This is a genomic window from Peribacillus muralis (assembly GCF_001439925.1).
Classification (GTDB): Bacteria; Bacillota; Bacilli; order Bacillales; family DSM-1321; genus Peribacillus; species Peribacillus muralis.
In genome coordinates this window covers 176,061-202,765 of sequence record NZ_LMBV01000007.1, presented here as the reverse complement: position 1 = coordinate 202,765, position 26,705 = coordinate 176,061, and the positions used below count along the sequence as shown (strand labels likewise).

Genomic DNA, 26,705 nt, shown 5'->3' with positions numbered 1-26,705 from the left:
TGTATTAGCAATCACAGAAAAAGGAAGACGAAAATTCCCTGCTTCCTTTTTGCTATCATTACGCTTCGACTGTTGAAAGCTGAGCGTAGATTTCATCTACCGTCACGGCTTCTTTTAAGCCATCTCTAAAGCTGTCATCAATCAAACGGCGGCTTAGCAGGGCGAGGATACGCAAGTGTTCGTTTCCTGCTGCTGCTTCTGGCACACCAATCATGAAGACAAGCTTAACTGGATCGCCATCAAGACTCTCCCATTCAATGCCTTCCGGAGCTTTGGCAAATACCACGGATGGCAAAATGACAGCATCCGTTTTCCCATGTGGTATGGCGACTTCAAATCCGATGGCAGTCGAGCTTTGCGCTTCGCGGTTCACCAGTGCTTTATAGTAATCGCTTTTATTCGTAATTCGCCCCTCACTCTCCATCACGTCAATTAATTGATGCAGTGCAAGCTGCGGACTGCTAGCTTTCAAATCTAAGATTATCATATCTTTTGTCATATAATCTGTTAATTTCATAAAAAACACCTTCCCTAATAGTATTATTTAGCTTTAATTGTTGTTAAAGGTTTTTTTAAGGTAACAGCAGTGAGTGCTGTTACAATGACACCAATGATGATAGCAAGGAAGAAGAAGAAAACTTGCTCAACTGCTCCTAGTACCGCTACTACAGGACCACCATGTGGCACGCTGTTCGTGACTCCCCATACCATAGCGAGTGCTCCAGCGGTCATTGAACCAACCATATTGGCTGGGATGACACGGAGAGGATCAGCCGCTGCGAACGGGATCGCTCCTTCTGTAATTCCAACTAGACCCATCATTAAAGCAGCTTTTCCAGCCTCTTGCTCTTCTTTTTCAAAACGGTTTTTCTTAAGAAGCGTTGCGAGTCCCATTCCAAGCGGCGGTACACAAATCGCTGCGGCAATGGCACCCATAATATGCGGCTGCCCTGCCGTAATCATGGCAGACCCGAATAAGAAAGCAACCTTATTGACAGGACCTCCCATATCAAAGGCAATCATTCCTCCTAATATGAGACCGAGCAGGATTTTTGAAGATCCTTGCATCCCTTCCAGGAACTTTGTTAACCCTTCCATAACACCCGCTATCGGTGCACCTAAAACATAAACGAATAATCCCCCGGCTATAATCGTTGCTATGATCGGAATAATAAGAATTGGCATAATTGGCTGCATCATTTGCGGAACTTTCCAGGACTTAATCCATTTTGCGATATATCCTGCAATGAAACCTGCTATGATCGCTCCGATGAACCCTGCGCCTGCTTCGGAATTATAAAAACTTCCGTTCGCAGCTATATATCCTGCTATGATACCTGGAGTTAATCCAGGGCGGTCAGCAATGGCATAAGCGATATATCCAGCTAAAATAGGTGCCATGAATGTGAATGCAGCACTGCCTATCATGTTGACTTTGAACCATACTGAATCCTTAGGTATAACCAACCCATTTGCTGTCGGTTCTCCGCCGAGAGCCAGTGCCAGTGCAATTAGCAATCCTCCAACTACAACAAAAGGAATCATATGACTTACACCATTCATCAAGGCACGATAGAACAGGCTTCTTTCACGCTTTTGAGATGCATACGCTTTTTCTTCCACTTGTTTCGAAGCACCATATACCGGTGCAGCTTGCGTTTTTTCAATTAATCCTAATGGATCTTTAATGGCTGCAATGACGGGGACAATCACGACTTTCTTTCCTGCAAATCTTGATTTATCCACTTCCTTGTCTGCAGCAATAATGACACCATCCGCTTCATCTATCTCAACTTGGGTTAATGAATTTTCAACCCCGATGGACCCATGTGTTTCAACCTTCACTTCATGGCCATTTTCTGCCCCGGCCTTTGACAACTTTTCGGCCGCCATATACGTATGGGCAATACCAGTCGGGCATGCAGTAATCGCGACGATTTTCATAGAAATAACTCCTCTCTTGATTCTATCTTTGTAGCTGATTAGTTGCTATATTGATAGATTAACCCATATTGAAATCACTTTCTGCTACATTTTTACCGTTAGTAACGGCAAAGTGTTAAAAATGTGACAAAACGGATCGAAATTCTACTTCCGTTTCACTATGAGTTAATTGATGTACAAGTTCAGGAGCTTCACTTAATTTTGCAATCTCTTCAAAGAGCTTTTTCAACAAAACATTATCCTGGTTCCGGAATTGAAGTAAAAATACAATTCTCACTTCATCTGTACCCCATAATGTAGGTCTTTTCAGTATCAAGACATTAATTTGATTTTTCTTCGCTTTTTCCGGATTACCATGAGGAATGGCAATCCCCGCTCCGATAGAAGTTGACCCTGCATGTTCACGCTGATAAACCGTTTCCGCATAGTCTTCATCGATTTCAGCCGCAATCATCATTCTCGCAAGTGCCCGTTCCCGAGATAGAGCTTCATCTAAAAAAATCACCGAGTGGATAAGGGTGGAGAGCAGCTCAAATGATTTACTGCTATCCATTCCTAACATCTCACGTATACCTTTTACATCCTCCTCAGTTAAAAAGGGGGTAATCACAATGTGTAAGATGTTGCTGTTTTCAAGCGGAATGGTAGAAATCACGGCATCTGGTGCTTCTTTTTTAAACCGCTCATTTATTTCCCTCACTTTACAAGATCCAATGATTTTAATCGACTGTCCAAATTGAGTTTCAATCCTGGCTGCAAGTAATTGACTCATACCAACTCCAAAAGAGCATGCAATTAATACTCTAGGCTGATTCGTTCTAACACTGCGTTCAAGAACGGTTTGAAAATGAATCGTTAAATAAGCTGCTTCACTCTCGGGCAGTTGGCTTCCTAGTATATCTTCCAATAAGGGAGCATGTAGTAAAACAGCCGCATATGTAGGAGCATAGCGACTCTTGATCTGATCCAACAGTGGATTTTCCGCAAACTGACCGAGCAATGACTGATAGGCAAAAGAACGGAAATGCATTAGCAGACCTTCATACATATCCTTTCTCAGTGCACCGCCATAAATAGATGAAAGGACTGAAACGGCAAACTTATGAACGGCTGATTTAAGCCGTTCAAGTAGTTTATCTCTGGGATCACTAAGTGTGTCCTGTGCAGCTGCTAAACATAGAATCAAGTAATTTTTCTCGGATGATGGAAGCCTTAATGCAAGCTGGTTTTGATATCTAGCTTCTATTTTTTTTAGTTCCCTGTAAACACCCGTGTCATTTGCAATTTCAACTGCATGTTCACTCAGATGAATCAATCCACACATCCGAAGCCTTTTTAGCTGAACTAATAACTGCCAGTTGAGTCTTTCAAAGGATACATCGGAAAATGGCTGTTCTAAAATTCGTTGTAGCTCATCAATCATCTGCCGAACAAACAAAATATCTTCATAAGCAAACCAATTCGAAACTGCATGCCCCCTCAAACGATTCAATAAGGCAACTCTTCTCAGCCTCTCCACCCCTTCAACACGTAAAGGCCGGCGCTTTAGAATTTGCTGATAGGCAGACAGGTGCCGTTCCATATACTGTAAATCATTTCTTAATGTCGACTCGCTAATAAAATATCGTTCCATTAATTCCGAACTTTCCATTGATTTTGAAAGAAGCAAATCTATCTCCATTCTGCGAACCCGCTCTTCTGGACTAATCTCTCCCGTTCTTGTAGGAATAGGGTTCCAATATACAAGTCGAATCCCTTTTCCGCGTACACTCTCAAGTGATACTCCTTCCATTTCCGAAAGCGTTTTCAATTCAGTACGAACTGTACGCTCTGAACAGCCTACACGCAAGGCTAAATCTCCAGTTAAAACCCATTCCCCCATGCGTTTTAATTCTTCCAAAATATGAATTTGCCGATCTCTCATAGTAGCCCCTGCCTCTTATGTAATCTATTGGAATTGAATATAATAAGTTGTTTTTCATTGTACAGGTAATCGTTTGATGATGGCAAATAAAGCTTTGCTAATATAAGGTGACTTTAAAACCATAATGCGTGCTCCATAAAACGATTATGCGCACTAGTTTGAAGGTTATCAGAAGGTAATTTGAGAGCACAAGAAAGATTCACTGAAAAAATTAAACGTTTAGAAGAGTGCACCGTTTTGGCTGCACTCTTATTTTAATGGATATTTTCTTTATACCAGCTTAATCAATTCAGCCGAAATAACGGTAATATAGAGTTTTTGCTTCTGCAATATCTTTCGTTCCATGAATCAATGCCCGACCGTCTTTAAAAATGACCAACCGATGTTTGCCAACGGCAAATGAAAGTAAATACGGATTTCTTACAACATGGCCGTTTTGAGCGTGTAAATTTTTTTCGAGCTCAGCGAGATCCCATACCTGTTCCTTTGATGGCCGAATCTGGACAGAGTCCCTCCCGCATAAGACCGCTGTTTTTGTTCGGTTTGCATAAGAAAGGTGGGGATACGTTCGGTTCTTCCCGCATGAGGGGCAGCTGTCTTTTTTTAATTTCGCTACATGTATGGATGAATGTTCATTTTTCCAAAGATCGAATGAAACGATTTTGTTTCTTAGTGATCCATAATCTTCGACAAGGATTTTCAAAGCTTCCGTTAATTGATGGGCAACGACCGTTTGAACGGCAGGGCTGATGATTCCCGCCGTATCACAAGTCTGCCCTCCAATTGGAACCGTTTCCAGCAAGCAATTCAAACAAGGGGTCACCTGTGGAATCACCGTATAGCTTATCCCATAACTCCCTACACAGGCACCGTAAATCCAAGGTATGTTAAATTTTTGTGCACTATCATTTATGAGCATCCTCGTATCAAAGTTATCCGTGGCATCCACTATTAGGTCCACTCCGTAAACGAGCTGCTCCAGTTCATCAACCGAAACATCCGATACGAGCGATTTAACGATAACTTCTGAATTTAAGGCATTCAAGCGATTCTTTGCTGCCACTGCTTTCGGTAATCTTTTTTCAGCGTCTTCTTCACAATAAAGCTGTTGTCGTTGAAGGTTGCTCCACTCTACATAATCTCTGTCCACAATCGTCAACTTTCCAATTCCTGCCCTGACAAGACCTTCAGCACTTCCTGTTCCGAGAGCACCTGCCCCAATTACCAAAACATGTTTTTTACGGATTTTCAGTTGCCCTTCTTCCCCTATAGGGCCAAAAAGCTCTTGACGTGAATAACGTTCATTCATCCCATGCTCATTCCTTCAACTGGACTGCTGGCTATGGCGTAATCATTTTTTTCTATTCTTCCAGCTTCATACCCTAGTCGACCAGCCTCAATGGCAAGTTTCATCGCTTTCGCCATTTTGATCGGATCTTTTGCTCCGGAAACTGCTGTGTTAAGCAAAACACCATCCGCTCCTAATTCCATCGCGATTGCCGCATCGGAAGGTGTACCGATTCCAGCATCAACAATTACCGGAACCTTGGCTTGTTCGATGATGAACCGTAGATTCAGTGGATTTAAAATGCCTTGACCGGAACCGATTGGTGAAGCACCAGGCATGATTGCATGACAGCCCACCTCCTCCAGGCGCCTCGCTAGTAACACATCATCCGAAGTATAAGGTAAAACGATGAATCCCAGTTTCACTAATTCTTCAGCAGCTTTTAACGTTTCAATTGGGTCAGGCAAAAGCGTTTTTTGACAACCGATGACTTCAACCTTAATCATGTCACATAGCCCAGAGGCCTTGGCAAGCTGCGCTATGCGAACGGCTTCTTTGGCGGTTTTCGCACCTGCTGTATTAGGAAGAAGTGTATATTTCTTCAAATCTAGTTTTTCTAAGAAATTAGGTTGAGTCGCTTCAAAAATGTTCATTCTCCTGATCGCAAATGTTAATATTTCCGTCTCTGAAACCTCCACAGCTTGCTTTTGAACATCGAAGTTCGGATATTTCCCAGTACCTAACAATAACCTTGAAGAAAATTCATAAGAACCAATCTTTAACATATCATCCGCCTCCTACAAAATGTACAATCTCGACCTTGTCTCCATTTGACAAAAGTGTTTCACTTAGGTGTTCTTTCGCTACTATTTCATCATTCAATTCAACGATCACTACTTTTTGATGTAAATTAAAGTGTTGCAAAAGCGCTGTAACTGTTGATTCATCAGCAGGGATCCGTATTTTTTCCCCGTTAATAATCAATTCCATTTCTTTCACCTCCATTAAGAAAAAAGTGGCTGTATTGCACGATCCAATCGAAAAGCGGACCATTGGGGTTTTTTCTTCTTTTCTACCATATCCGCCATAAGTACACCTGTAATTGGAGAAAGCAGGATGCCATTCCTGTAGTGCCCCGTTGCAATGAAAAGTCCCTTGCATGCTGGATGTTCACCAAAGTATGGCAGACCGTCCCCTGTTTGGGGCCGTATACCTGCCCAAGTATGTTCCAATTCAGTTCCTTTAATGGCAGGAAGCAATTGCGTTGCTCTTTCCATTAAAGTTGAAATTCCTTCGAGACTTACCTTTTGATTGAAAGTATTCGCTTTAACCGTTGCCCCGACAATGATTCTCCCGCCAACCTTTGGTACAAGATAACAACCATCCGAAAAAATCGTTCTTTCAAGCAATGGTGAATTCGTCAGAACGGAAAAGCATTCTCCCTTTACCGGATAGGTGTCGAGGGTAGCCCCTAATTTCTCTAGGAGGAATGCGCTCCAAGCCCCACTTGCTACAATGACATTTTCACTTGAAAATTCGCCTATATTCGTGACCACGCCTTTAACTGCTCCGTCCTTTGTACGTAAATCTGAGACATGTACAAATTCCTTTATATCCACACCTAGGGCAGCTGCAGATTTAGTAAAAGCGAGTGACAGTCTAGTGGCTGAAACTTGTCCATCTTTCGGAATATACATGGCTCCTTTAAGCTCATCCGAAAGAAGCTGTTCCGCTTTCCTTGCTTCGGCAATCGATAACCAGTGGGCCTCAAGGCCGGCAGCTTGCTGGGTTTTGATTTTGTTCTTCAACATGGATGCCCCATCATTCGTTAATGCCACCTTGAACATACCTTTGTTCACCAATTCAATGTCAATTCCGCTTGTGTCTTTTAATTCTTCGGCCAGTTCCGGAAACATCTCCCTGCTTTCGGTTGCCAATCTAAAAAGGGGCTGATCGACATCTAACTCGGATTGCGCTCCTAACATCCCGGCTGCAGCACTGGATGCTTTACTGGCAAGTCTATCTTTTTCCAATAACAGGACTTTTTTACCTCGTTTGGCTAATTGAAAAGCGATCGACCCACCTATCACTCCTCCCCCAACAATGATTGCATCATATATGGAATTCATCTTATGTCTCCTTTCCTAAAGACTTCGCATATTCTTTAACGGCTTTAATCGGATCTTTAGCTTCAAGCACACCTGACATGACCGCAATTCCCCGTGCCCCTGCATCCAGGACGACTTGACAATTGGATGGTGTAATTCCTCCTATCGCAATAATCGGAAGATTGACACTTCTTGTGATTGCATGAAGTTCCTCAATTCCCTTAGGACGAAGACCGCGTTTCGAATTCGTTTCAAAAACATGTCCATAAATCCCGTAATGGGCCCCTTTACTGAATGCGGCTTTCGCTTCAGCCATGGAATGGATCGAACAGCCAACACTCATCCCTGGAAATGCTGCTGTTACGACCCCTGCATCTAAACTATGAAAAGCCAATTGCACACCAAAGACCTTGTGTACCCATGCTACATCCACCCGGTCATTAATGATGATCTTGGAAAGTGGAATCTTCTTATCATGTAAAAGGGTCACTGCTCGATAAAGTTCCGAGGCACTGCTTTGCTTTTCTCTTAGATAAAAGTAATCAACATGTTCATGAATATGCGAAGCGATCTCTATGAACTTTTCTATTGGCTGTTTCCCGGTAGAAATAATATGCAATTGTTGTGCATTCATACGAAGAACCCCTTAACTGTTATATACTCGTAAAATTAAATAGATACTAAAGGGAATTGAATCGATAGAAAAAACCCGGCCAGCAGCAGGATGATGAAATATAAGATGAATCCTTGGTCGTATTTTGAAAACCCGAAATCATAATAATATGTTCGATCCCTCGTATCTGTAAATCGCTTCGCCTCCATTGCAACGGCGATTCTGTGAGCTCTTCTAATGCTTCCGGATAACAGCGGAATGGAATAGGCTTTAATTTTGAAATAGATTGATTTAACTCCTGTTCCTCTTTCAAAACCGCGTACCTTCATCGCGTTTCGTATTGTTTGAAACTCCTGCATCATGATCGGAATTAGCCTTAATGCTGCCATGAAACTATAAGCATATTTTGGTTTAAGCTTAACTTGCTGCATTAACGAATAAAACAAGTTCACAGGTCTCGTCGTTAAGGAAAACGTTAAACCGAGTGCCGCAAAAAGCAAAGCTCGAAAGCCTACAAGTAATCCTCTCATGAAACTTTCTTCTGTAATCGATATAAGACCCCACTCAAACCAAAGTGTCTCACCTTTACCAAAAAAAATCATCGCTAGAGAAGTCGATATAAAAATGAAACTAAATGGGATGGACAAGAGTATGATACGTTTTATCGAATGCCCGGTAAAACACAAAAATATGAGTAAAACACCCATGGTCACATTGATCATATAATTCAGATCATCGATGAATAATGCCACTATGCATAACACCATCAATACGAAAAGTTTAAGACTTGGATTAATCTTATAGAGCCATGTTTCTGCATTTGTAACGGTCATCTACATGACACTCCTTTTATATTGAGAAACTTCGGTTCCATACATCCTGGCTGGATGACTTTTTCATCACGTATTACGTTTCCATCCTGAACCGTCAAGATCCTGGTTGCGAAGTTTTTTGAAATATGATCGTCATGCGTAACCATGATCACGGTTACGCCGCGGCTTCGATATACCTCTAGCCATTTCAGTAAAGCAAAGGTATTCTTCGAATCTTGGCCAAAGGTAGGCTCATCCAGGAGAATGAGTTTCTTGTCTTTAACGATTGAGGCGGCAACACTTAAGCGACGCTTTTGACCCATTGATAATTGAAATGGATGTTTACCCCAATGTGCCTCAAGGCGGAACACTTTAAGCAATGAGCGGACTCTCTCATTTATTTCTTGTTGCGGCCTTTTATCTATCCGCAATGAATAAGCAATTTCTTCATATACCGTATTTGCAACGAACTGAAACTCAGGATTTTGAAACACAAACGTCATATGCTCGGTTGGATTTTCCACTCTTTTAATGGGGGTCCCCATTAAAGCATACGTACCACTCGTTTTAATGAATTGCATCAGTGCATGCAAAAGAGTGCTCTTACCCGCTCCATTTTCTCCCCTGATTACAATCCATTCCCCTGAAGTGACCTGGAGCTCATTAACCTTGATTTTCTCTTCTTTATTCCGAAAACCGCTAAAATCTTGGACTTGAATAAGGGGAACATCATCGGTGAATGGTTGTTTACGAACAGGTGCATGATTCTTAACATACTCATCCCAAACACCAGGGAACCATATCCCATGTTCTTTCATTTCATTTTTATACCGTGAAAGAATGGTGTCTTTTGGGCCATCAGCAATGATTTGACCCTCATCATTAAAAAGCACGATTCGATCAATGAATTCTAAAACATGGTCAATTTTATGTTCCACTACAATAACCGTTTTATCTCTACCGACTTCCTTCAATAATTCCCACATTTCTTTTGTTCCTTCCGGATCGAGCATGGCAGTCGGTTCATCTAAAAATAGAACTTCTGGTTCAAGGGCCAGTACTGAAGCGATTGCCAGACGCTGTTTCATGCCCCCTGATAATGTATCAATACTTGTATGAATGGCTCCTAAGTTCAATCCAACTTGATGAAGGTGATGTTGGATCTTCTCTTTCATCTCTTGCTTAGGGACGGAAAGATTCTCGAGAACGAAGGCAATTTCCTCATCGGCAAATGGCATGCAAAACTGACTATCAGGATCTTGAAAAACATATCCCCATGAGGAAGGACATTTCAATTTTTCCCCTTTCAACGGCACTTCAATGGAATTCGGAATCAATCCACTTAACACTTGTAAAAGAGTGGACTTTCCACATCCTGATGGTCCCAACAATAACACTTTTTCACCTTTCCCAAATGAGATCGATAGATCCTTGAAGATCATGGACTCCTCACCAGGAAATTTCATTCTTAACTTCTCAACAGAAATGATTTGTTCCATACACATCAACCTCTACTTTTGATCCAGCTCTGCATAATCTTTACTTGAAACTGGACGTACAAGATTCGTTACCCCTGTTGTTTCTAAAACCTTAACTAAGTAGTAAGCAGTCAAACCGGCAAAGAAAACGGAACCTATGAACCTCGCTATCATGAATAACGATAGATTCCAAGTAGAGAGCGCTCCTATTTCCCCATATGCAAAATCCATGAGGACTGATCCCAAACAAGAAGCGATCGCCGCTAAAACAGCCACTGACATATTGAATTTTTTATATCTGAACACCATGAACACCAGCTCCGCGAACAACCCTTGCACGACCCCATATAAGAGGACGGTCAGCCCCCATGGCGAACCTAGAAAGAATTCACCGGAAGCTGCAGCTATTTCCGCCAGAAGTGCCACACCCGGCTTCCGTAAAATTAAAAAGGCTACGGGTCCAGCAATAAACCACATTCCATAAATTAGTTGATCTACATGTAACCCCAATGGTTTAGCGAAATAATAAATCGAACCCCAGAGGATATAGATGATCCCAAATGCTACAGCAATCACGATCGTGACTAAAACATCCGATAATTTCAACCCTTTTTTCATGCTTATTAATCTCCTTTACACTTCTAGTTTTTCCTTTTGCACCGGCCATGCTTCCAAATCGTAAGCCATTTCCCAAAATGAATATTCATACTGGCTGCTAAGGATAAAATGCTCTTTCATCCGTTCTCTATCTGCATCCGTTACTTTTTCAGCAATCTCATCAAGCCTCGCAATTTGTTCTTCCACCAAGGTGCGGAACCACTCTCCGCCGTAAGCCGCTATCCATTCTTGATAAATCGACTCATCGGGTATGCACCCCTGCAGCTTTTCTCCTATTTCATAATACAGCCAATAACACGGCAGGATCGCTGCAATAACATCGCCTAAATGCCCCGAATAAGCCGCACGATACATATGGGAAGTATAGGCATAAGCAGTCGGTGCAGGCTTGAAATCATCCCTTTCTTCTTTTGTGATCCCCAATCTCTCAGAAAAATTCTCATGAAGCTTCAACTCCGCTTCATATGTACCTTGTGCATGTCCGGCAAGCCTGCTGGTTGTATGTAAATCTGGAGCTTTGACTGCCCCTAAAGCTTGAACTCTAGCAAAGTGTGATAAATAATAAGCATCTTGCAAAACATAAAAACGGAAACACTCCAATCGCAATGTACCATCACCTATTCCTTTAACAAATGGGTGATTAAAACTCGCTGCCCAAATATAATCCACTTCCTGACGAATTTCCTCTGAAAACTTCATCATCATTACCTCCAAATTTTTATTCTTTTCAAAGACTGAACCGTGAAAAGACCTCCTCTTTTTTGACAAATAAAAAACCACTTTCTTTGACGTAAGAAAGTGGTTGTACTTGAAATAATACAAAAACGTATTGTTCCAGACCCCACTTCCCTACGCTGGTTTAAACCAGATCAGGTTCTAAGGGTCTTAAAGTCATACTTTAATCTCAGCTTCTCAGGTAAAATAGCTTTTACCAATAAAGCACCCCTAGTGGTACAAATTGTATATATCATGCAGTTGCCTTTATATTAACACGATAAATTAAATTGTCAAACAGATTAGAAAAGTTTTCTCGCCGATACCTTATAAGGTTGGATTTGCTAGATTGCCAAGGTTGGCGGATTGCTCGTCAATATGGACTCATATGGCACTTAAAGATATTTTTGAATATTCAATGATTTTCAGAGTTGGTTTAACGATAGTATCTTTCTTAGCTGCTGGGTTTTTCACCAATTAACTTTAATTAATATTTTGGATATTATCGTTTGTTCTTAATTCATTGAGCCGAATAAAATTAATCTGTGTATCAATCAATCATTTCCTCGGTGTTTGTCGTTGGAATAGGAATCAAAGCGGAAAAGATAGGTCCCCTCCACCAAATCAGCGGCGTGTTGATCTAGGAGGAGCTGTGCTATTGCCTACCATAAATGTAACAGGCAGCGATATTCGCGATTGTTGTTTGACACGATTTGCATCTTCTATTTGTAAAAAGAGTAAATCTACGGCTTTTTCACCTTTTTCCCCTACATCCTGTTTGACTGTTGCTAATGTCGGCGTCATAAAAGTAGAAAAGTAAGATCCATCAAACCCTACTACAGAATAATCGTCAGGAATTTTAAAACCTTTTTCGTTCAGGCACTTGTACACCCCTAAGGCGGACACGTCTGAAAAAGACAGGATGGCAGTGGCGTTTGTTTCTGATATTATGCTTTCAGTCGCTTCAAAACCGCCTTGAGCGGACGTGTCTGATTCGAATATGAGATTTTGGTCAAAGCTGCGATGTTCCTGAAGCGCAGAACGGTATCCATGAAATCGCCGTCCGTTCACAGAGTCCGGCTCCAAGTCCCCAGTGATGAGGGCTATGCGCTGATGACCAAGTGATAACAAATGCTCGGTTGCGACGTGTCCGCCGAATGCGTCATCAATTCCTACTTGAAAAGGAGCCGACTCATCCAAGTAACTGTCCAAAAACACAATCGGAAGATCAAGCTCTTTCACTTTTGCTACAACTGGCGAATCCGATTTCGCACCTACAAGAATCAGTCCATCCAGGTTCCTTTGAGTTATAAAGGTTGTCAGTTCTTCGGAGGATTCAATTCCCTTAAGGACAACATCAAATGATTTTTCCCTTGCCTTTGATTCAATCCCTGAGACCAACTCCCAATAAAACGGGTTATTCTTAATCCTACCTTCCGGCTGTAAAAGAGTAACGACCACTCCAAATAGGTAGGACTTCCTTGTCCGAAGATTTTTGGCAGCCAGGTTCCCGCTATATTGATAACTGTCGATGACTTCTTTCACACGAAGGGCTGTTTCCACTGATACCCTGCCCTTAGAATTGATCACGTTTGATACGGTAGCGATGGAAACATTCGCCTTCTCCGCGATGAATTTTATATTGATATTTTCCTGAAGCATCTTCCAACCCTCCGACTTTTTAATAAACAAATCGTAGCATAATTTTCAAAAAAACGCAGGCAGGAATCTGAACTGCACCCCAATTTTTAGAAAAAAACGTCTATCTATTGGAGGTGCAGATTCTTTATGGCCAAATTCACACCACAACTTTAAGTACAAGCTGTACAAAGATATTTTCAAGGTACAGAGGGGCATAAAAGGATAGCTAGTCCATTGGAGTATCCTCTGAAATATTATTACTTAAATTCGTCTGTATCAATCTCATGGAGAACGTGCATTTGAAAAACGCTATACAACTTTTGGTAGAAGATATACTGAAAGTACTAGAATATATGAACTTACAGGGGACGTCTCTCCGTGAAACTGCTGCGGTGCATTTCAAACAAGGCCGGAAGATGATATCCATTATTACAAGCAACAGTGAATTAAAGTGAAATTAAAAGGCATGAGTCCGGATGATTTCCGGGTTCATGCCCTAAAGGTTGCCTAACTAAATAAAGTGTCTAACTTTTTGGGTTCATTTCACTTATTTCTGCTTAATCACAACCGTTGTTAAAGGATCGATGGTGATTTGGTTTTTATTCACCGTCAAGCCTGATACTTTCTTGACTTGCTTCCGGCCCGCTTCATCATCATCGACAAGTACCTTACCTTTTCTTAAATCTTCATCTAATGTAAGCGATCTCTGTTTCTCATCGGCGTTGATGAACACATAGTAGGTATCTTTTCCTTTTTTCTCTGTGGAGATACTTTTATAGGCCAGGACCAGATCGGTCTCTTCAATCTCAGGTGCGTCAATCATCGTTACATTAGAATCCACGAGAGTGCGAGAACCCAATCGGAACGCATTGGTCGATTTTCTCAGTTCAATTAACCCTTTTGTATATTCCATTGTTTCCTTATGAATCGTATCATTTGTTACAGCCTCCCAATCAAATTGGTTGATAACATCCGTAGAATCGTAAGAATCGTGAATGAAATAAGGGTTTTCGAAAGGTTTTCCATTTTCATCAGTCATGTATGTGTACTTCGCCTCTGGCTTCTCTTTACCTTTCCACTGTTTGGTAATTCCGTATTCCTGGCCTGCGTGAAGGAAGGAGATACCTTGACTTGTCAATACCATGGAATTCCCGATTTTAATGCGCTTTTGGATTTCTTCCTCATGCTTGGCTGGGTCTTTTTGAATCGATTGGGCGATCACATCATGTAATGTGAGATTATCATGAGCAGCAATGTACTGCACGACATCACCAGGGTCATCTTCTGACACATTTCCAGGCTTTCCTTTTATATTATTAAAAATGGTTTGGACGTCTCTTGCACCGCCTGTAATAAAACGAGGCTCTCCTTCACTTCCGTATCCTGATTTCAATTCATTACGAATTTCATCAGAAAAGACAGCAGCTCCATTGGTTTCGTCCATCCAATCCTGATCTGCTGGAGTAACACCTTCACCTGAACTGCCATCACCGACAAATGTGCGCCAGCCTTCCCCTAACATTAATATATCCGGGTTCAGCGCTTTCGCTTCCTCGTAAGCCATCTGCACACTTTTGGCATCAAGGTCCCCCATCAAGTCGAAACGAAAGCCATCCACCTTGAACTCATCTACCCAGTATTTGATGGAGTCGATCATCAACTTGCGCGACATCTCATGGGTGGTTCCCACTTTTCCACCGCCATAACCGACTTTCACGCCGCCTTCTTCATCCATAAAGTGATAATAACCTGGAACTAGGTCTTCAAGGATACTTACTTTGGCTGTGTGATTATAGACAACATCCAAAATTACACCCATTTTACGCTTATGGATTTCTTTTATTAGGTGCTTAAATTCAGCGATCCGCTCTTCAGGATCTTGCGGACGTTCTGAATACATTCCGGAAAGAGCAAAATACGAATGTGGGTCATAGCCCCAGTTGTAATTGTTGTCCTGAGCCGAATACTCCATCTCTCGGGTACTGCTGTCCAGTTCATCACCGAAATAATATTTCATCACTGGAAGCAACTGTATATGTGTGACCCCAAGCTCTTTCAAGTAATCCAATTTCTCAACAAAGGCATTGAAGGTACCAAATTGGGAGTCTAATTCGCCTTCTATGCTTGGGTCTGAAGTGAAATCACGCACATGAGCTTCCCAAATGATCGCATCTTCCCGTTTTTCATATCCTTTGATTTTAGCAAAATCTAGCTTTGGTCCAATCAATGACGGATCAACAATCGCCGCTTTTCCTACCTCATCATTGTCTTCATTATTGGATGCTGCCATTGATTTTGCATAAGGATCCAGCGCCAGTTTTTCTTCACCGTAGGCTTCAATTTTATATTGGTAAAAATAACTATTTAAATCTTTTATCCCTGTATTGCGTTGATCTAATGTGACTTCCCATACGCCATTCTTCCCTCTTTCCATAGCGATATCGTCTTTAATCACTTTATACTGGTCATCCTTATCATAAAGAACGACTTCCACATTGGTTACGATTGGTGACCAGAGTTTCAGTGTCGCTGTGCCGTCTTGGTGGGGGATAGCTCCCAATTCCTCATCGTAAGCAAACTTTTTATCAATAAGCTTCCAGTCCACTTTCACGTTGGTGGATGTTTCTTGGTACCTTAATGTATGGGCCTGAGTTAAGTCAAGCTTTTTGGATGTTGTTAAGGTTACTTCCTGCCCTTCAATTCGTTGTGAAACCAGTGGAATCTCTTTTCCATCTGCACGAACTAAAGTGAAATCCGAGGTTTTGGCATCTTCGACCTCCTGACTGAGATTGGCAATTATTTCTCGATCACTTGTGATTTTTGCCATTTTTACACTAGTACTTACATATGGTTCATCTAAGTATACATTTGTGTCTCCTTGGACAATCCAGAATTCTCGTTCCCCTGTGGCAGGAAAACTCCGGTCGGATGTCGTATCTTTCTGGTCTCCTTTGTGTACGATAAAATTCAGCCCATTTTTAATTTCGATGACAGGGATGTCCACATATCTCCCCCACTCGGATGTTTCATCAAATAGGACTGGAGAACTGAAATCGCTCTCGGATTCAATTGCCGGGCTGCTAGGATTCTGATTCCACAAGTGCAAGCCCCACCCCTCATAATTGCCGTCTAACCGTTTGTAATGAACACGCATATAATCGTCAGATACTTCTGACAATGATGTGCCTTCTGCATAACTTGGGGAAGTACCTGTCCAAGCCAGCAAGGGTGATAAACTAAGAAGTAAAATCATCGTAATTTGAAGGACAACTTTTAACCAACCTTTCTTTTTGTGCACGTTTCCTCTCCTCCTTTTTTTGATTAAACGTTTAATCAAAGCAGAAAAATAAAAAGGCGCCTTTATTAAAACGCTTTCAAACAAATTTATTGTAACATAATTCTCCATTTTCTGAATTTTATTTCCAGGAAAGTATGAAACACTCACTAAGACCTGATCTTTTATTCCTAGTTTGTGACTCTTTTGAGATATGAGGGGAGCGAACAAAGCCTCATTTTATCTTCTAGAAGTTTGGTTGGTAATTTTTCTCCTAAAGCAAAAGAGTCATCTTCCTTCATCGAAACTTCTGGGTGAGAAGTTGGGAGAGAGATGTATCCTGATTCATCGAGTGAGAATGAGTACCAGACTCCTCGGATGCTAGGAAACTATTAAGTAATGAATTCGTAGAAACCCCAAAAGCCATATTCCGGAGGAGATCAAGTCACGTAACAAGGGAATGTGGACGAGATGGGGAAAGCCCGGACCAGAAAATTGGATATTAATAGAACAAAAAGATAAGGAGATGATAATGAAGGTTCTCTTTTCGTTGTGATATCAAGGGCTAGACCCATTAGCACTGTTAAGATGTGAGAACTATTGAAATTTAAATGGTTCTCACATCATTTACATGTTTTTAATGTAAATATTGTTTTTTAAAAGTTCGATCATTTTATGGTGTCTTGTTGAACTAAACGCAACAAATACCACATAAATACCAACATTTGAAAACTGCCAAAATTGCTATTGCCTACCACTTCCGGAGACTTAACTTCTCGCAATTAACTCCCTCATCTTTGCAAATCGATCATGATATAACTTGTAATGTCAATTTCCCCAGGTCACCGTAATCTGCTATTATTTCATCGTTTGCTTGAATGGAAACGGCATCTGTAATCCCACCTACTAAAACAATCATTCCAGGCTGTATCGAAAGTCCTTCACGGCTAATCATTTTTACAAGTTCCACAATCGAATGAATCGGATGATCGAGTACAGCTTCACCAAGCCCCTTCTTTTGCATTTCACCATTTTGATAAAGCATAACTTCTGCTTGAGCCCAGTCGGTGTGATATGGAGAATAAGCTTGATTGCTAAGCAGGATCTTTGCTGAGGATGCGTTATCCGCTACTACATCGGTAAGTGTAAAGGAAAAATTTTTAAAACGACTGTCAATAACTTCTAGTGCTAGAAAAACACATTCTACAGCCGGCCAGACATCTTTGGCCGTTATATTTGCACCTTTCAGCTCGTTTTTGAACATGAAAGCAAATTCGGGTTCCACTCTTGGATGAATGAATTCCCCAACTTTTAATATTGGTTGAGTTAGTTCCATGTCAGATGTCAGCCTGCCATAGATCGCTTCCTCTACCCCGACTTGCTGTTGTTTGGCTTTGCTCGTCAAGCCCATCTTCCACCCAATCAATCTGTTATCATCGTTGAGCGTCTCATTAATGCTCAGCTTCTGAATTTCATATGCTTGAGGTACCGTTAATTCTGGATTGGATAATGTAAGTTTATCCATCTCATGGGCATTTCTTTGCGATTCTGCTACTTTTTTTGCCAGTTGACCTAGTTTCATCTTAGAGTCCCTTCTTTCTGTAACGCCATTTGCTCAGCCACTTCAATAATCGTATCTTCCTGTCCACCAACCACTTTTTGTCGACCAAGCTCCATTAAAATATCCCGTGCGTCGACTCCATATTTTTTCGCCGCTTTATTCGCATGCAATAAAAAGCTGGAGTACACGCCACTATATCCCATGATTAAACTCGAATCTGTTATTACCTGGGGCTTTTGCATAATTGTATTTCCCACTTCCTCCGAAAGATCAAGCATTTTATATAAGTCGATATCCGTACGGATACCCAGCCTATCCAGAACGGCAACAAGCACTTCCGTCTGGGTATTACCAGCTCCTGCACCGAGACAGCGGATGCTGCCATCAATTCGATTCGCCCCCTCTTCAATTGCTACAAGTGAATTTGCCACAGCGAGTGATAAGTTATTGTGAGCATGAAAACCGATATCGATATTCAGGTTTGTTTTTAATAAATTGATTCGCGTCTTCACTTCTTGGGGCAAAAAAGCCCCTGCGGAATCAACCACATACACAGCATCCGCTCCATAGGATTCCATTAAAAGGGCTTGTTCAACAAGCTTTTCCGGGGATGCCATGTGCGACATCATTAAAAATCCAATTGCTTCCATACCAAGATGTTTCGCAGCCTCCAGATGTTGCTTCGATACATCCGCTTCGGTTACGTGTGTTGCAATTCGTGCCATTTTCGCTCCAACGTGAGCGGCTTCTCTTAATTGATCGATTGTCCCTATACCCGGAATTAATAACACTGAAATAGCGGATTCGCCAGCCACTTCAACAGCCGCTTCAACTAATTCAATATCATTCACCTTTGAGAAACCATATTGCAAGGATGATCCGCCTAGGCCATCTCCATGCGACACTTCTATATAAGGGACACCTGCAGCACTTAGTTTTCCTGTCAGGTTCTTGACTTGTTCGATCGTATATTGATGTGCCACTACATGACTCCCATCCCGCAATGCAACTTCAGTGACCAATACATCTTTACGCAAATGAACCCCACCTTTACAGTTGATTTCTTCTTCAAACATAATATTCCAATTGGCTTTTAGCGATTTCTTCCCCCACTTTTACAGCCGAAGCCGTCATTATATCCAAATTACCTGCATATACCGGGAGAAAATCTCCTAACCCTTTCACTTCAAGAAATACGGTTATTTGTTTCGCGTCAATTATCGGCTCTGTCTTCAGACGATAGCCAGGCACATATTCAGATACTTTTTCCACCATCTTATTAATGGACGATTTTATCGCTTTCACATCAAAAGAATCCGATTGAAGCAGACAATGAATCGTATCCCTCATAATAAGTGGCGGTTCGGCCGGATTTAGCAGAATGATAGCTTTTCCTTTTTTCGCTCCACCTACCTGCTCTAGTGCCCTTGCCGTCGTTTGGGTGAACTCATCAATATTAGCCCGAGTTCCGGGACCGGCACTCTTGCTGGAAATGGTCGCGATTATTTCGGCATACTCGACCTGGGCCACTTGACTGATCGCATGAACTATTGGGATTGTCGCCTGACCGCCGCACGTAATCATATTAACTTCCATTTCATCCATATTGTTCTGTAAATTGACAGAAGGAACAACAAAGGGTGCGATCGCGGCCGGAGTTAAGTCTATGACCCTTTTGTTCAACTTTTTCAGAGCTTCATAGTGAAACATCACGTGAGCCTTCGCGGAGGTGGCATCAAACAAAATGTCTGCAAGCTCCGGCTTTTCCAAAAATCCATCCAGGCCATTTGCAATGATATGATGTCCGTGCGCTCTAGCCCTCATTAAACCTTCTGATTCCTTATCAATACCAATCATTACCGACATTTCGAGAACATCCGACCGATGGATTTTCATTATTAAGTCCGTCCCGATATTCCCTGATCCGATAATGCCTACTTTTAGCTTTTTCATGTCGCTTGAGCTCCTTTCACTCAAAATTAACCGAGACTATTCCAAGTTTTTCTCCAAAGTCAGCAGAAAAATGGTCACCCGGATTCGCTTCAGTTGCAGCGGATAATGCACCTGATAGTATGACTTCACCTGCATTCAATGTACCCTTAAACGCATGCAGTTTATTGGCAAGCCAAGCTACACATGCTGCTGGATTTCCCAATACTGCCTCACCTGTTCCTTCGTTCATGAAATCACCATTTTTATATAAACTCATATGGACGGAAGGGAGGTCGATATCACGTAATTTGATTTTGCGATCCCCCAAAATATATAAACCTGATGAGGCATTATCCGCCACAGTGTCCGCAAGTTTTATCTTCCAGTCCATCACCCGGCTATCAACCACTTCGATTGCTGCAACCACATAGTCCGTGGCATCAATTACATCATTAACCGTAATGTTGGGACCATGCAGATCTTGCTTTAAAATAAAAGCTACTTCTGCCTCCACTTTCGGTTGAAGCAACCGTGAACAGGAAATGCAGCCAGTATTGTCCACCCTCATCACATCAAGTAAATGTCCGTAATCTGGTTCATTCACTCCCAGAACCTCCTGCATGGCTCTAGAAGTCAGGCCTATTTTCTTGCCTGATACTTCATGACCAGATTGGATTTTCCTTCGAATCGTTTCAAGCTGAATCCGGTAGGCATTTTCCACATCCAAATCCGGCATTACACTGGTGGGGGCCGCTATTCCAATTCTTGTTTTTTCCGCTTCCAAAAACCTGGAAGACCATTCTATTAAACTAGTGTTCACGATTCTTTCCTCCGTCCTTATAATTTAATCGTGACGTTAGACAATTCACTGTAAAATTCGAAACTATGCGATCCTCCTTCACGGCCGATGCCACTGTGCTTCATACCACCAAAAGGTGTACGCAAATCACGCAAATACCACGTATTCACCCAGATAATGCCCGCTTCTATTTTAGAAGCGACACGATGCGCTCTCCTTAAATCATTGGTCCAGATCGTTGCCCCCAGTCCGTAATGAGTGTCATTCGCATGATCTAGTACTTCTTCTTCCGTTTCGAAAGGCATGACCGTTACTACAGGACCAAAAATTTCTTCCCGTACACAACGGGATTCACGCGTAACCCCGGCAATGATAGTCGGTTCAATGTAAAAGCCTTTTTCAAACTGTCCGGCTCTTCTTCCACCCGTTACTATTCTTGCTCCTTCTTCTTTCGCCAAATCAATGTAACTCATCACTTTTTTATAATGTTCTTTTCCTATTACAGCCCCTACCTCCGTTTCGGAATCAAACGGATCGCCAACTTTTAATTTTTTTGTTCGTAAAGCCAGCTTTTCAAGGAATTCGTCATACAATCCATGTTGAACATAAATTCGTGAACCACATAAACAAACTTCACCTTGGTTCATGAAGCTGGATTTCAATGTCGTTTCGATTACTTCATCAAGATTCGAGTCTGCAAACACAATATTCGGATTTTTCCCGCCCAGTTCAAAAGAGATTTTTTTCAACGTAGGTGCGGCAGCTTTCATAATCGCCGTTCCCGTTTTAGTTTCTCCAGTGAAAGTTATCGCATCGACGTCCGGATGTTCGCTTAGAGCAGCTCCGGCTGAATTTACACCAAATCCATGAACAAGGTTGACAACGCCATCAGGAACCCCTGCTTCCTTACATATCTCCATTAACTTAGTGGCTGTCATCGGTGTCAGTTCAGCTGGTTTCAGAACCGCTGTATTGCCAGCTGCCAGGCATGGTGCCAATTTCCATGTCAACAATAGTAAAGGTAAATTCCACGGATTAATCATTCCAACAACACCTACAGGCCGCCTAATCGAATAATGAAGGGCAATATTATCCTGATTGAAAGATTCATTACCAAGTGTAGTGATATAGTCCGCAAAAAAGTGGAAATTGTGAGCTGAACGCTTGATATCCATTTCCAGTGCAAGGCTGTATGGTTTCCCTGTATCAAGTGTTTCCAAAATTGTCAGTTCTTCTTTCTTTTCCAAAATGAGATCGCCAATTCTCCTTAAAACCTTAGAGCGTTCACTATCGCTAAAAGATTTCCAAGGACCTTTAAGTGCATGCCTTGCTGCAGAAACAGCCAGATTCACCTCCTCTTTTCCACCTTCTGCAACCCATCCAAGTTTTTCTTCCATTGCGGGATTGATATTATCAAAAGTCTTGGATTGATTTGGATTCAGGAATTCCCCGTTAATAAAGTGCCGGCAATCTATAGATTTAGCTGTATATTTACTATCTTTTGCTGCTTGCATGAAACATCCCTCTCCCTTTATTGAGGTATTGGCTTAGACAAGTGCCTCAATCTTGTATTTCCACGATCATTTCAATTTCAATTGCCGTATTATTCGGAAGCTGGGCCATTCCCACTGCTGACCGAGCATGTCTACCCCTCTCTCCGAATACGGCAACAAGCAGGTCTGACGCGCCATTCAATACTTTCGGCTGGCCTGTGAAATTTTCCGCTGAATTAACCATTCCGAGAATTTTGATTACCTTTTTCACTTTGGATAATTCTCCAAGCTCTTCCTTCAGCACCCGCAGAAGATTAATCATGGACTGCCTCGCTGCCTGGTACCCCTCTTCTTCCGTCAGCTCTATGCCCAGCTTGCCGTGATACTCATCAACACCTTGTCCGGATGTAAAAATCAAATTTCCCACCCGGACGTGGCTGACATAGTTGCCGACCGCTTTCCTTGGCGGTTCAAGCTTGATTCCAAGTTCTTCAAGGATTTGTTCTGGTGCTTTTATCTGTTTTTCCATGCTTCTCCTCTCGAGATTCCAAATTTAAAAACCTCAATGCATTTCCCCCTAAAAGATTCACTTTCACTTCATCTGATAGATTTAGAGTGTCATCAATCACTTTACCTGGAGGCTTTTCTCTCAATAAAAATGGATAGTCGGATCCCATCAGCACTTTCTTATAGCCAAAACGGTCAATCAAATGCTGAATATTACGGGTATCATAGTTCAGGGAATCGAAATAAAACTTTTGTGCATAATAGCTTGGTGGCATTGATGTTTTCCTTAATTCAGGCCATACTTTCCATCCCTGATCGATGCGCGGTAAAATATATGGAAATGAGCCACCTCCATGTGCAAAACAGATTTTCAGGTTTGGAAATCTTTCCATGACGCCACTCCATGCAATACTTGCTGCTGCCAATGCCGTTTCACTCGGCATCGCTATTGTATACATGAGGTTATGACGTTCCGTGCGGTCTTTTGCCATTGACTCCCATGGGTGTATAAACAGTGGGACATTCCATTTTTCAGCCAACTGGAAGAATTCCAATAGAACAGGTGAATCCAGGTTCTCTCCGTTTACGTTCGTACCGATTTCGATCCCCGCCAGGCCAAGGTCAAATTTACAGCGTTCCATTTCGCCTATCGCCACTTCCATATCCTGAAGAGGTACGGTACCAAGACCGATGAACCTATCAGGATGCCTGTTCACAGTCTCAGCAATGAAATCATTCTGGAATTTGGACATGTATAGCGCCTGGTCGATTGGCGCCCAGTATGAAAATGTCACTGGCACCGGTGAGAGCACCTGCATATCGACCCCTTCCGCATCCATATCCTGAATGCGTTTTTCAGCGTCCCATACTTGGTCAGTCACTTTCCTGAACAGCTTTCCGCTTACCATGATATCCGCTCCACAAGAACATTTCTGATCTAGTACCGGCCAGCGACCCTGTCCACATTCATCCGTTAAGTCTGGCAGATCCAACGGTAGAATATGTGTATGAAAATCTATTCGCATTTCCAAGCCTCAACGTTCTCTGACATGACATGACTGCATTCACTACAAGTGCGCAATTCCTCACTACCGTTGAAAGCTTCAATGGCTTCCTTCACCTGAACTTCAATATTGGTCAATTGGACCGTAACTTTGTGCATCTCATGGTTACAATTCCCGCAGAACCAAACAAAATCTTCCAGCTCACCTTTTGCGCGCTTACGTTCTACCACAATGCCGTAAGTATCCGATACACGGTGAGGGGAATGCGGTACATCAGCTGGCAGCATGAACAATTCCCCCTCTTTTACCTCCACTACTTCACGCTCACCGTTTTGATTGATGCATTCTACATAGCACGAGCCTTTTATCTGATAAAACAACTCGTCAGAAGGATCGACATGAAAGTCCCGCCGATAATTCGGGCCACCCAAAAGCATCACAATAAATTCGGAATCTTCCCAAAGCACTTTGTTATTGACCGGCGGCTTCAATAAATTTTTATTGTCCTCAATTACTTTCAATAGGTTTAATGACCTAGCCTGTAATTTTAAAGATTGAGCAACTTCCTTCATAAGTAAATTACCTCCTATTTTTTCTTAATATTTTGAAAATTTACATTATCGACATATAACCAACCTGTTTTGAAATCATTTGTGCCGAACGAATCACCGACTGAATAATTCTTGCTTTTTCTTTTCCAATCATATAATTTCGATCCCCGACAAGGTTAAGGGCTGCAATTACTTGGCCATTGTAGGATTTAATGGGTGCAGCAACTCCATATAACCCAAAATCATTTTCATCATCACTAATCGCAAATCCCTGCTTACGTACGGCCTTTAACTCTTCATTGAATTGATCGATGCAAGTAATCGTATTAGTTGAGTGCTTCAATAGCCCTTTCGCAAGCGTAGGCTGAATAAAGGATGGATTAAAGGCAAGTAATACTTTCCCACTGCTCGTACAATGAGCTGGTCTTCTTGCTCCTATATATGTGGTCATATGCTCAGCATGAGGGGACGACATTTTCATCACAAACCTGACTTCGCCTTCGTGAAACATGCCAATGTGAGAATTTCCTCTAAATTGCAGGACAAGGTTACTGATAATTGGACCTGCCTCATAATGAATATCCTGTTGATACATGACTTTACTGCCCCACTCAAGTAACTTCCATCCGAGCCGGTACTTTCGATCTTTTCCTTGGATCAGCATTCCATCCTTGCACATCGTTTTCACAAGATGATGAGAAGAGCTTGGACTCATATTCAATTTTTCAGCTATTTCCTTATTTCCAAGTGAGGGTTCTTCATTAGTGAATAGATCCAGTATCTTTATTACCTTCTCAACCGACGAAATCATGACGGTCCCCCCCCCCTCCCTATTCAACTATTAAAATTAATGTTTAACCACATCGATGGCTACTTGAATCGGTTTGTTAAGCACTTCATCGACCATGGTAAAGGTCTTGTGTTTCTTATATTTATTATAAAAAATGGCTCTTTTCCGAACCGGATCACCCGTATAATAACGCTCGTATTGAAGAAGGCGCTGCCCAAATGCTTCACCGCATAAGTCCCAAGCAAGTTTAAACACCCTTACCCGATCTTGGGCTGACACTCCGCTGCGTCCTCCATAATATTTATCAATATCCCTGCGCAATTCCGGATTATCAAAATCTGCCCCTGTCGGAGACATCAACAGGCCACCAGCCCCAATGGTCTGGATAACCTCTATGGCACGGGGATACATTTCGGGAAGGAAGCCGCGAATCGTTTCCAAAGCCTCAGGATTTGGCCGGGCCTCACCGTAGTCATTAATCGTGTACTCATATTCCGCTACCCGAAGCAGTGAACGGATGACTTCGACGGATTGAACAAGTTCACCCAGATCACGCTGTACATGCAGGAATCCATCAACTCCAATAGAGTCTGCCACTTTACAAGCAACTTCAACGGCAAATGCCAGTTTAATATATCCACGCACTCCTGATTGGTGAGCAGGCTGTTCAGCGATCCCAGTCATTGGATACAAGCGGTTTGCCGCCTCTACATTGTTGTAAAGGAAGACGCGATTCCAAGGAACCAGTACATCATTAAATACAAGCATTGCATCCATTTCCTCATAGCGAGAGGCAAGTGGGTGGTCAAACATTGAGCGTGTTCCGTCTTGCATTGGTTCCCTGCAGATTATGCGCAGTCCAGGCGTATCAATCGGCAGTGCAAATGCCACCGCGTGACGTTCATCCCCTGGTGTGAAACCTGGGAAAGAATAGATAATCACCTCATCTGTAATAGGTGCAAGGGTGGCTAACATTTTTGCACCGCGAACCAGTATACCTTCTTCTGTTTCCTCAACTGTACCTAAATGGGTATATGTTTCTTTTTGTTCATGAGATTGCTTGCTTCGATCATTTTGAGGATTAATGATCGCATGCGTTAAGAATAAATCATTATCACGAATATAGGTATAATAATCATGGATGTTCTTAGACCAATCTTTGTTGTATTTATCAAGGAACCAGGAATTATGTGCCATGGAAGTGACCACGACATTTAAAAAGTCCGGCGTTCTCCCCATTAGCCCATATGTCATCCTGGCATACACTTCAAATAACTTACTTCTTTTTTGCAAATCCCCCGCTGTCTTCGGGAATAAGAAAGCATTGTTAACACGTTCTCCGGTTTCATAGCAAATGTGGGTGATTTCATCTTGATATTCCGGATCATGTTGAATGTCATACAGCTTGGCAATTTCTTGTATCGGCTGATTAAAAATGGGCTCATTATAGATATCTTCAACCACTCTTCCACCAAGCCAGACATCTGGCTTTCTGGATTTAATTCTATTAATATATTCTTCGCCGGTTTTAATCCCCATAAACTCTCCCCTAACTTACATATTGTTTTGTAGAACCCATTTCTGCTCGATAATAAGTAAGCGCTTCCAAATATTCGGAGTATATCTCCTGGATCTCATCGATGAATAGTACATA

Annotated in this window: 24 protein-coding genes and 1 riboswitch; all 24 genes read right to left on the bottom strand. The window is 42.0% G+C overall.

Translation table 11 applies throughout. From position 1 onward, the window contains the following. Positions 1 to 58: 58 nt before the first annotated feature. The gene (locus ASU00_RS26795) at positions 59 to 517 is read right to left on the bottom strand and encodes a PTS sugar transporter subunit IIA (protein ID WP_057913674.1); all 459 of its coding nucleotides are present in this window, start codon (positions 515 to 517) and stop codon (positions 59 to 61) included. A gap of 23 nt (positions 518 to 540) precedes the next feature. Beyond that, entirely contained in the window at positions 541 to 1,944 is a 1,404-nt protein-coding gene (locus tag ASU00_RS11860) for a PTS fructose transporter subunit IIC (RefSeq protein ID WP_057913673.1), read from the bottom strand. A 115-nt stretch (positions 1,945 to 2,059) separates the two neighbouring features. Further along, complete coding sequence (locus ASU00_RS11855) at positions 2,060 to 3,868, bottom strand: BglG family transcription antiterminator (protein ID WP_057913672.1); 1,809 nt, start codon at positions 3,866 to 3,868, stop codon at positions 2,060 to 2,062. Between the two features lie 289 nt (positions 3,869 to 4,157). Then, positions 4,158 to 5,177, bottom strand: a complete 1,020-nt coding sequence (locus tag ASU00_RS11850; RefSeq protein ID WP_057913671.1) for a thiazole biosynthesis adenylyltransferase ThiF — start codon at positions 5,175 to 5,177, stop codon at positions 4,158 to 4,160. Further along, a complete protein-coding gene (locus ASU00_RS11845) occupies positions 5,174 to 5,941 on the bottom strand; it encodes a thiazole synthase (protein WP_057913670.1) in 768 nt (255 codons plus the stop codon). Before ASU00_RS11845 ends, ASU00_RS11850 begins: the two co-directional genes overlap by 4 nt. A 1-nt stretch (position 5,942) precedes the next feature. Beyond that, entirely contained in the window at positions 5,943 to 6,146 is a 204-nt protein-coding gene (gene thiS / locus ASU00_RS11840) for a sulfur carrier protein ThiS (RefSeq protein WP_057913669.1), read from the bottom strand. A gap of 14 nt (positions 6,147 to 6,160) precedes the next feature. Next, positions 6,161 to 7,285 (bottom strand): glycine oxidase ThiO, encoded by a 1,125-nt coding sequence (gene thiO, locus ASU00_RS11835; RefSeq protein ID WP_057913668.1) that lies wholly within the window; start codon positions 7,283 to 7,285, stop codon positions 6,161 to 6,163. A 1-nt stretch (position 7,286) separates the two neighbouring features. Next, complete coding sequence (locus ASU00_RS11830; protein ID WP_057913667.1) at positions 7,287 to 7,898, bottom strand: thiamine phosphate synthase; 612 nt, start codon at positions 7,896 to 7,898, stop codon at positions 7,287 to 7,289. Between the two features lie 35 nt (positions 7,899 to 7,933). Continuing rightward, positions 7,934 to 8,710, bottom strand: a complete 777-nt coding sequence (locus ASU00_RS11825) for an energy-coupling factor transporter transmembrane component T family protein (protein ID WP_057913666.1) — start codon at positions 8,708 to 8,710, stop codon at positions 7,934 to 7,936. Continuing rightward, the gene (locus tag ASU00_RS11820) at positions 8,707 to 10,188 is read right to left on the bottom strand and encodes an ABC transporter ATP-binding protein (RefSeq protein ID WP_057913665.1); all 1,482 of its coding nucleotides are present in this window, start codon (positions 10,186 to 10,188) and stop codon (positions 8,707 to 8,709) included. Before ASU00_RS11820 ends, ASU00_RS11825 begins: the two co-directional genes overlap by 4 nt. A gap of 12 nt (positions 10,189 to 10,200) precedes the next feature. Further along, complete coding sequence (locus tag ASU00_RS11815; RefSeq protein ID WP_057913664.1) at positions 10,201 to 10,785, bottom strand: ECF transporter S component; 585 nt, start codon at positions 10,783 to 10,785, stop codon at positions 10,201 to 10,203. Positions 10,786 to 10,800: 15 nt separating this feature from the next. After that, positions 10,801 to 11,484 (bottom strand): thiaminase II, encoded by a 684-nt coding sequence (gene tenA, locus ASU00_RS11810; RefSeq protein ID WP_057913663.1) that lies wholly within the window; start codon positions 11,482 to 11,484, stop codon positions 10,801 to 10,803. A gap of 130 nt (positions 11,485 to 11,614) precedes the next feature. Continuing rightward, a riboswitch (TPP riboswitch) is annotated at positions 11,615 to 11,742 on the bottom strand. A 381-nt stretch (positions 11,743 to 12,123) separates the two neighbouring features. Beyond that, complete coding sequence (locus ASU00_RS11805) at positions 12,124 to 13,161, bottom strand: LacI family DNA-binding transcriptional regulator (protein ID WP_057913662.1); 1,038 nt, start codon at positions 13,159 to 13,161, stop codon at positions 12,124 to 12,126. 526 nt (positions 13,162 to 13,687) lie between these two features. Next, positions 13,688 to 16,438: a pullulanase gene (locus tag ASU00_RS11800; protein WP_057913661.1), complete on the bottom strand. Its 2,751-nt coding sequence runs from the start codon at positions 16,436 to 16,438 to the stop codon at positions 13,688 to 13,690. 784 nt (positions 16,439 to 17,222) lie between these two features. Next, entirely contained in the window at positions 17,223 to 17,996 is a 774-nt protein-coding gene (locus ASU00_RS11795; RefSeq protein ID WP_057913660.1) for a 2-keto-4-pentenoate hydratase, read from the bottom strand. Continuing rightward, a complete protein-coding gene (gene dmpG / locus ASU00_RS11790) occupies positions 17,993 to 19,012 on the bottom strand; it encodes a 4-hydroxy-2-oxovalerate aldolase (protein ID WP_405388258.1) in 1,020 nt (339 codons plus the stop codon). Before dmpG ends, ASU00_RS11795 begins: the two co-directional genes overlap by 4 nt. Before the next feature lie 31 nt (positions 19,013 to 19,043). Beyond that, a complete protein-coding gene (locus ASU00_RS11785) occupies positions 19,044 to 19,928 on the bottom strand; it encodes an acetaldehyde dehydrogenase (acetylating) (protein ID WP_057913658.1) in 885 nt (294 codons plus the stop codon). Positions 19,929 to 19,944: 16 nt separating this feature from the next. Then, complete coding sequence (locus ASU00_RS11780) at positions 19,945 to 20,727, bottom strand: 2-keto-4-pentenoate hydratase (protein ID WP_057913657.1); 783 nt, start codon at positions 20,725 to 20,727, stop codon at positions 19,945 to 19,947. Between the two features lie 17 nt (positions 20,728 to 20,744). After that, on the bottom strand, positions 20,745 to 22,220 hold the full coding sequence (locus ASU00_RS11775) for an aldehyde dehydrogenase (protein WP_057913656.1): 1,476 nt from the start codon (positions 22,218 to 22,220) through the stop codon (positions 20,745 to 20,747). Positions 22,221 to 22,266: 46 nt separating this feature from the next. After that, entirely contained in the window at positions 22,267 to 22,728 is a 462-nt protein-coding gene (locus ASU00_RS11770; protein ID WP_057913655.1) for a RidA family protein, read from the bottom strand. Continuing rightward, positions 22,691 to 23,737, bottom strand: coding sequence for an amidohydrolase family protein (locus ASU00_RS11765; RefSeq protein WP_201786290.1), 1,047 nt, complete (start codon positions 23,735 to 23,737; stop codon positions 22,691 to 22,693). The genes ASU00_RS11770 and ASU00_RS11765 overlap by 38 nt, the downstream gene beginning before the upstream one ends. Continuing rightward, a complete protein-coding gene (locus ASU00_RS11760) occupies positions 23,722 to 24,282 on the bottom strand; it encodes a 3-hydroxyanthranilate 3,4-dioxygenase (RefSeq protein WP_057913653.1) in 561 nt (186 codons plus the stop codon). Before ASU00_RS11760 ends, ASU00_RS11765 begins: the two co-directional genes overlap by 16 nt. Before the next feature lie 40 nt (positions 24,283 to 24,322). Continuing rightward, positions 24,323 to 25,072 (bottom strand): IclR family transcriptional regulator, encoded by a 750-nt coding sequence (locus ASU00_RS11755; RefSeq protein WP_057913652.1) that lies wholly within the window; start codon positions 25,070 to 25,072, stop codon positions 24,323 to 24,325. Positions 25,073 to 25,108: 36 nt separating this feature from the next. Then, entirely contained in the window at positions 25,109 to 26,590 is a 1,482-nt protein-coding gene (locus tag ASU00_RS11750) for a 4-hydroxyphenylacetate 3-hydroxylase family protein (RefSeq protein WP_057913651.1), read from the bottom strand. Between the last annotated feature and the right edge of the window lie 115 nt (positions 26,591 to 26,705).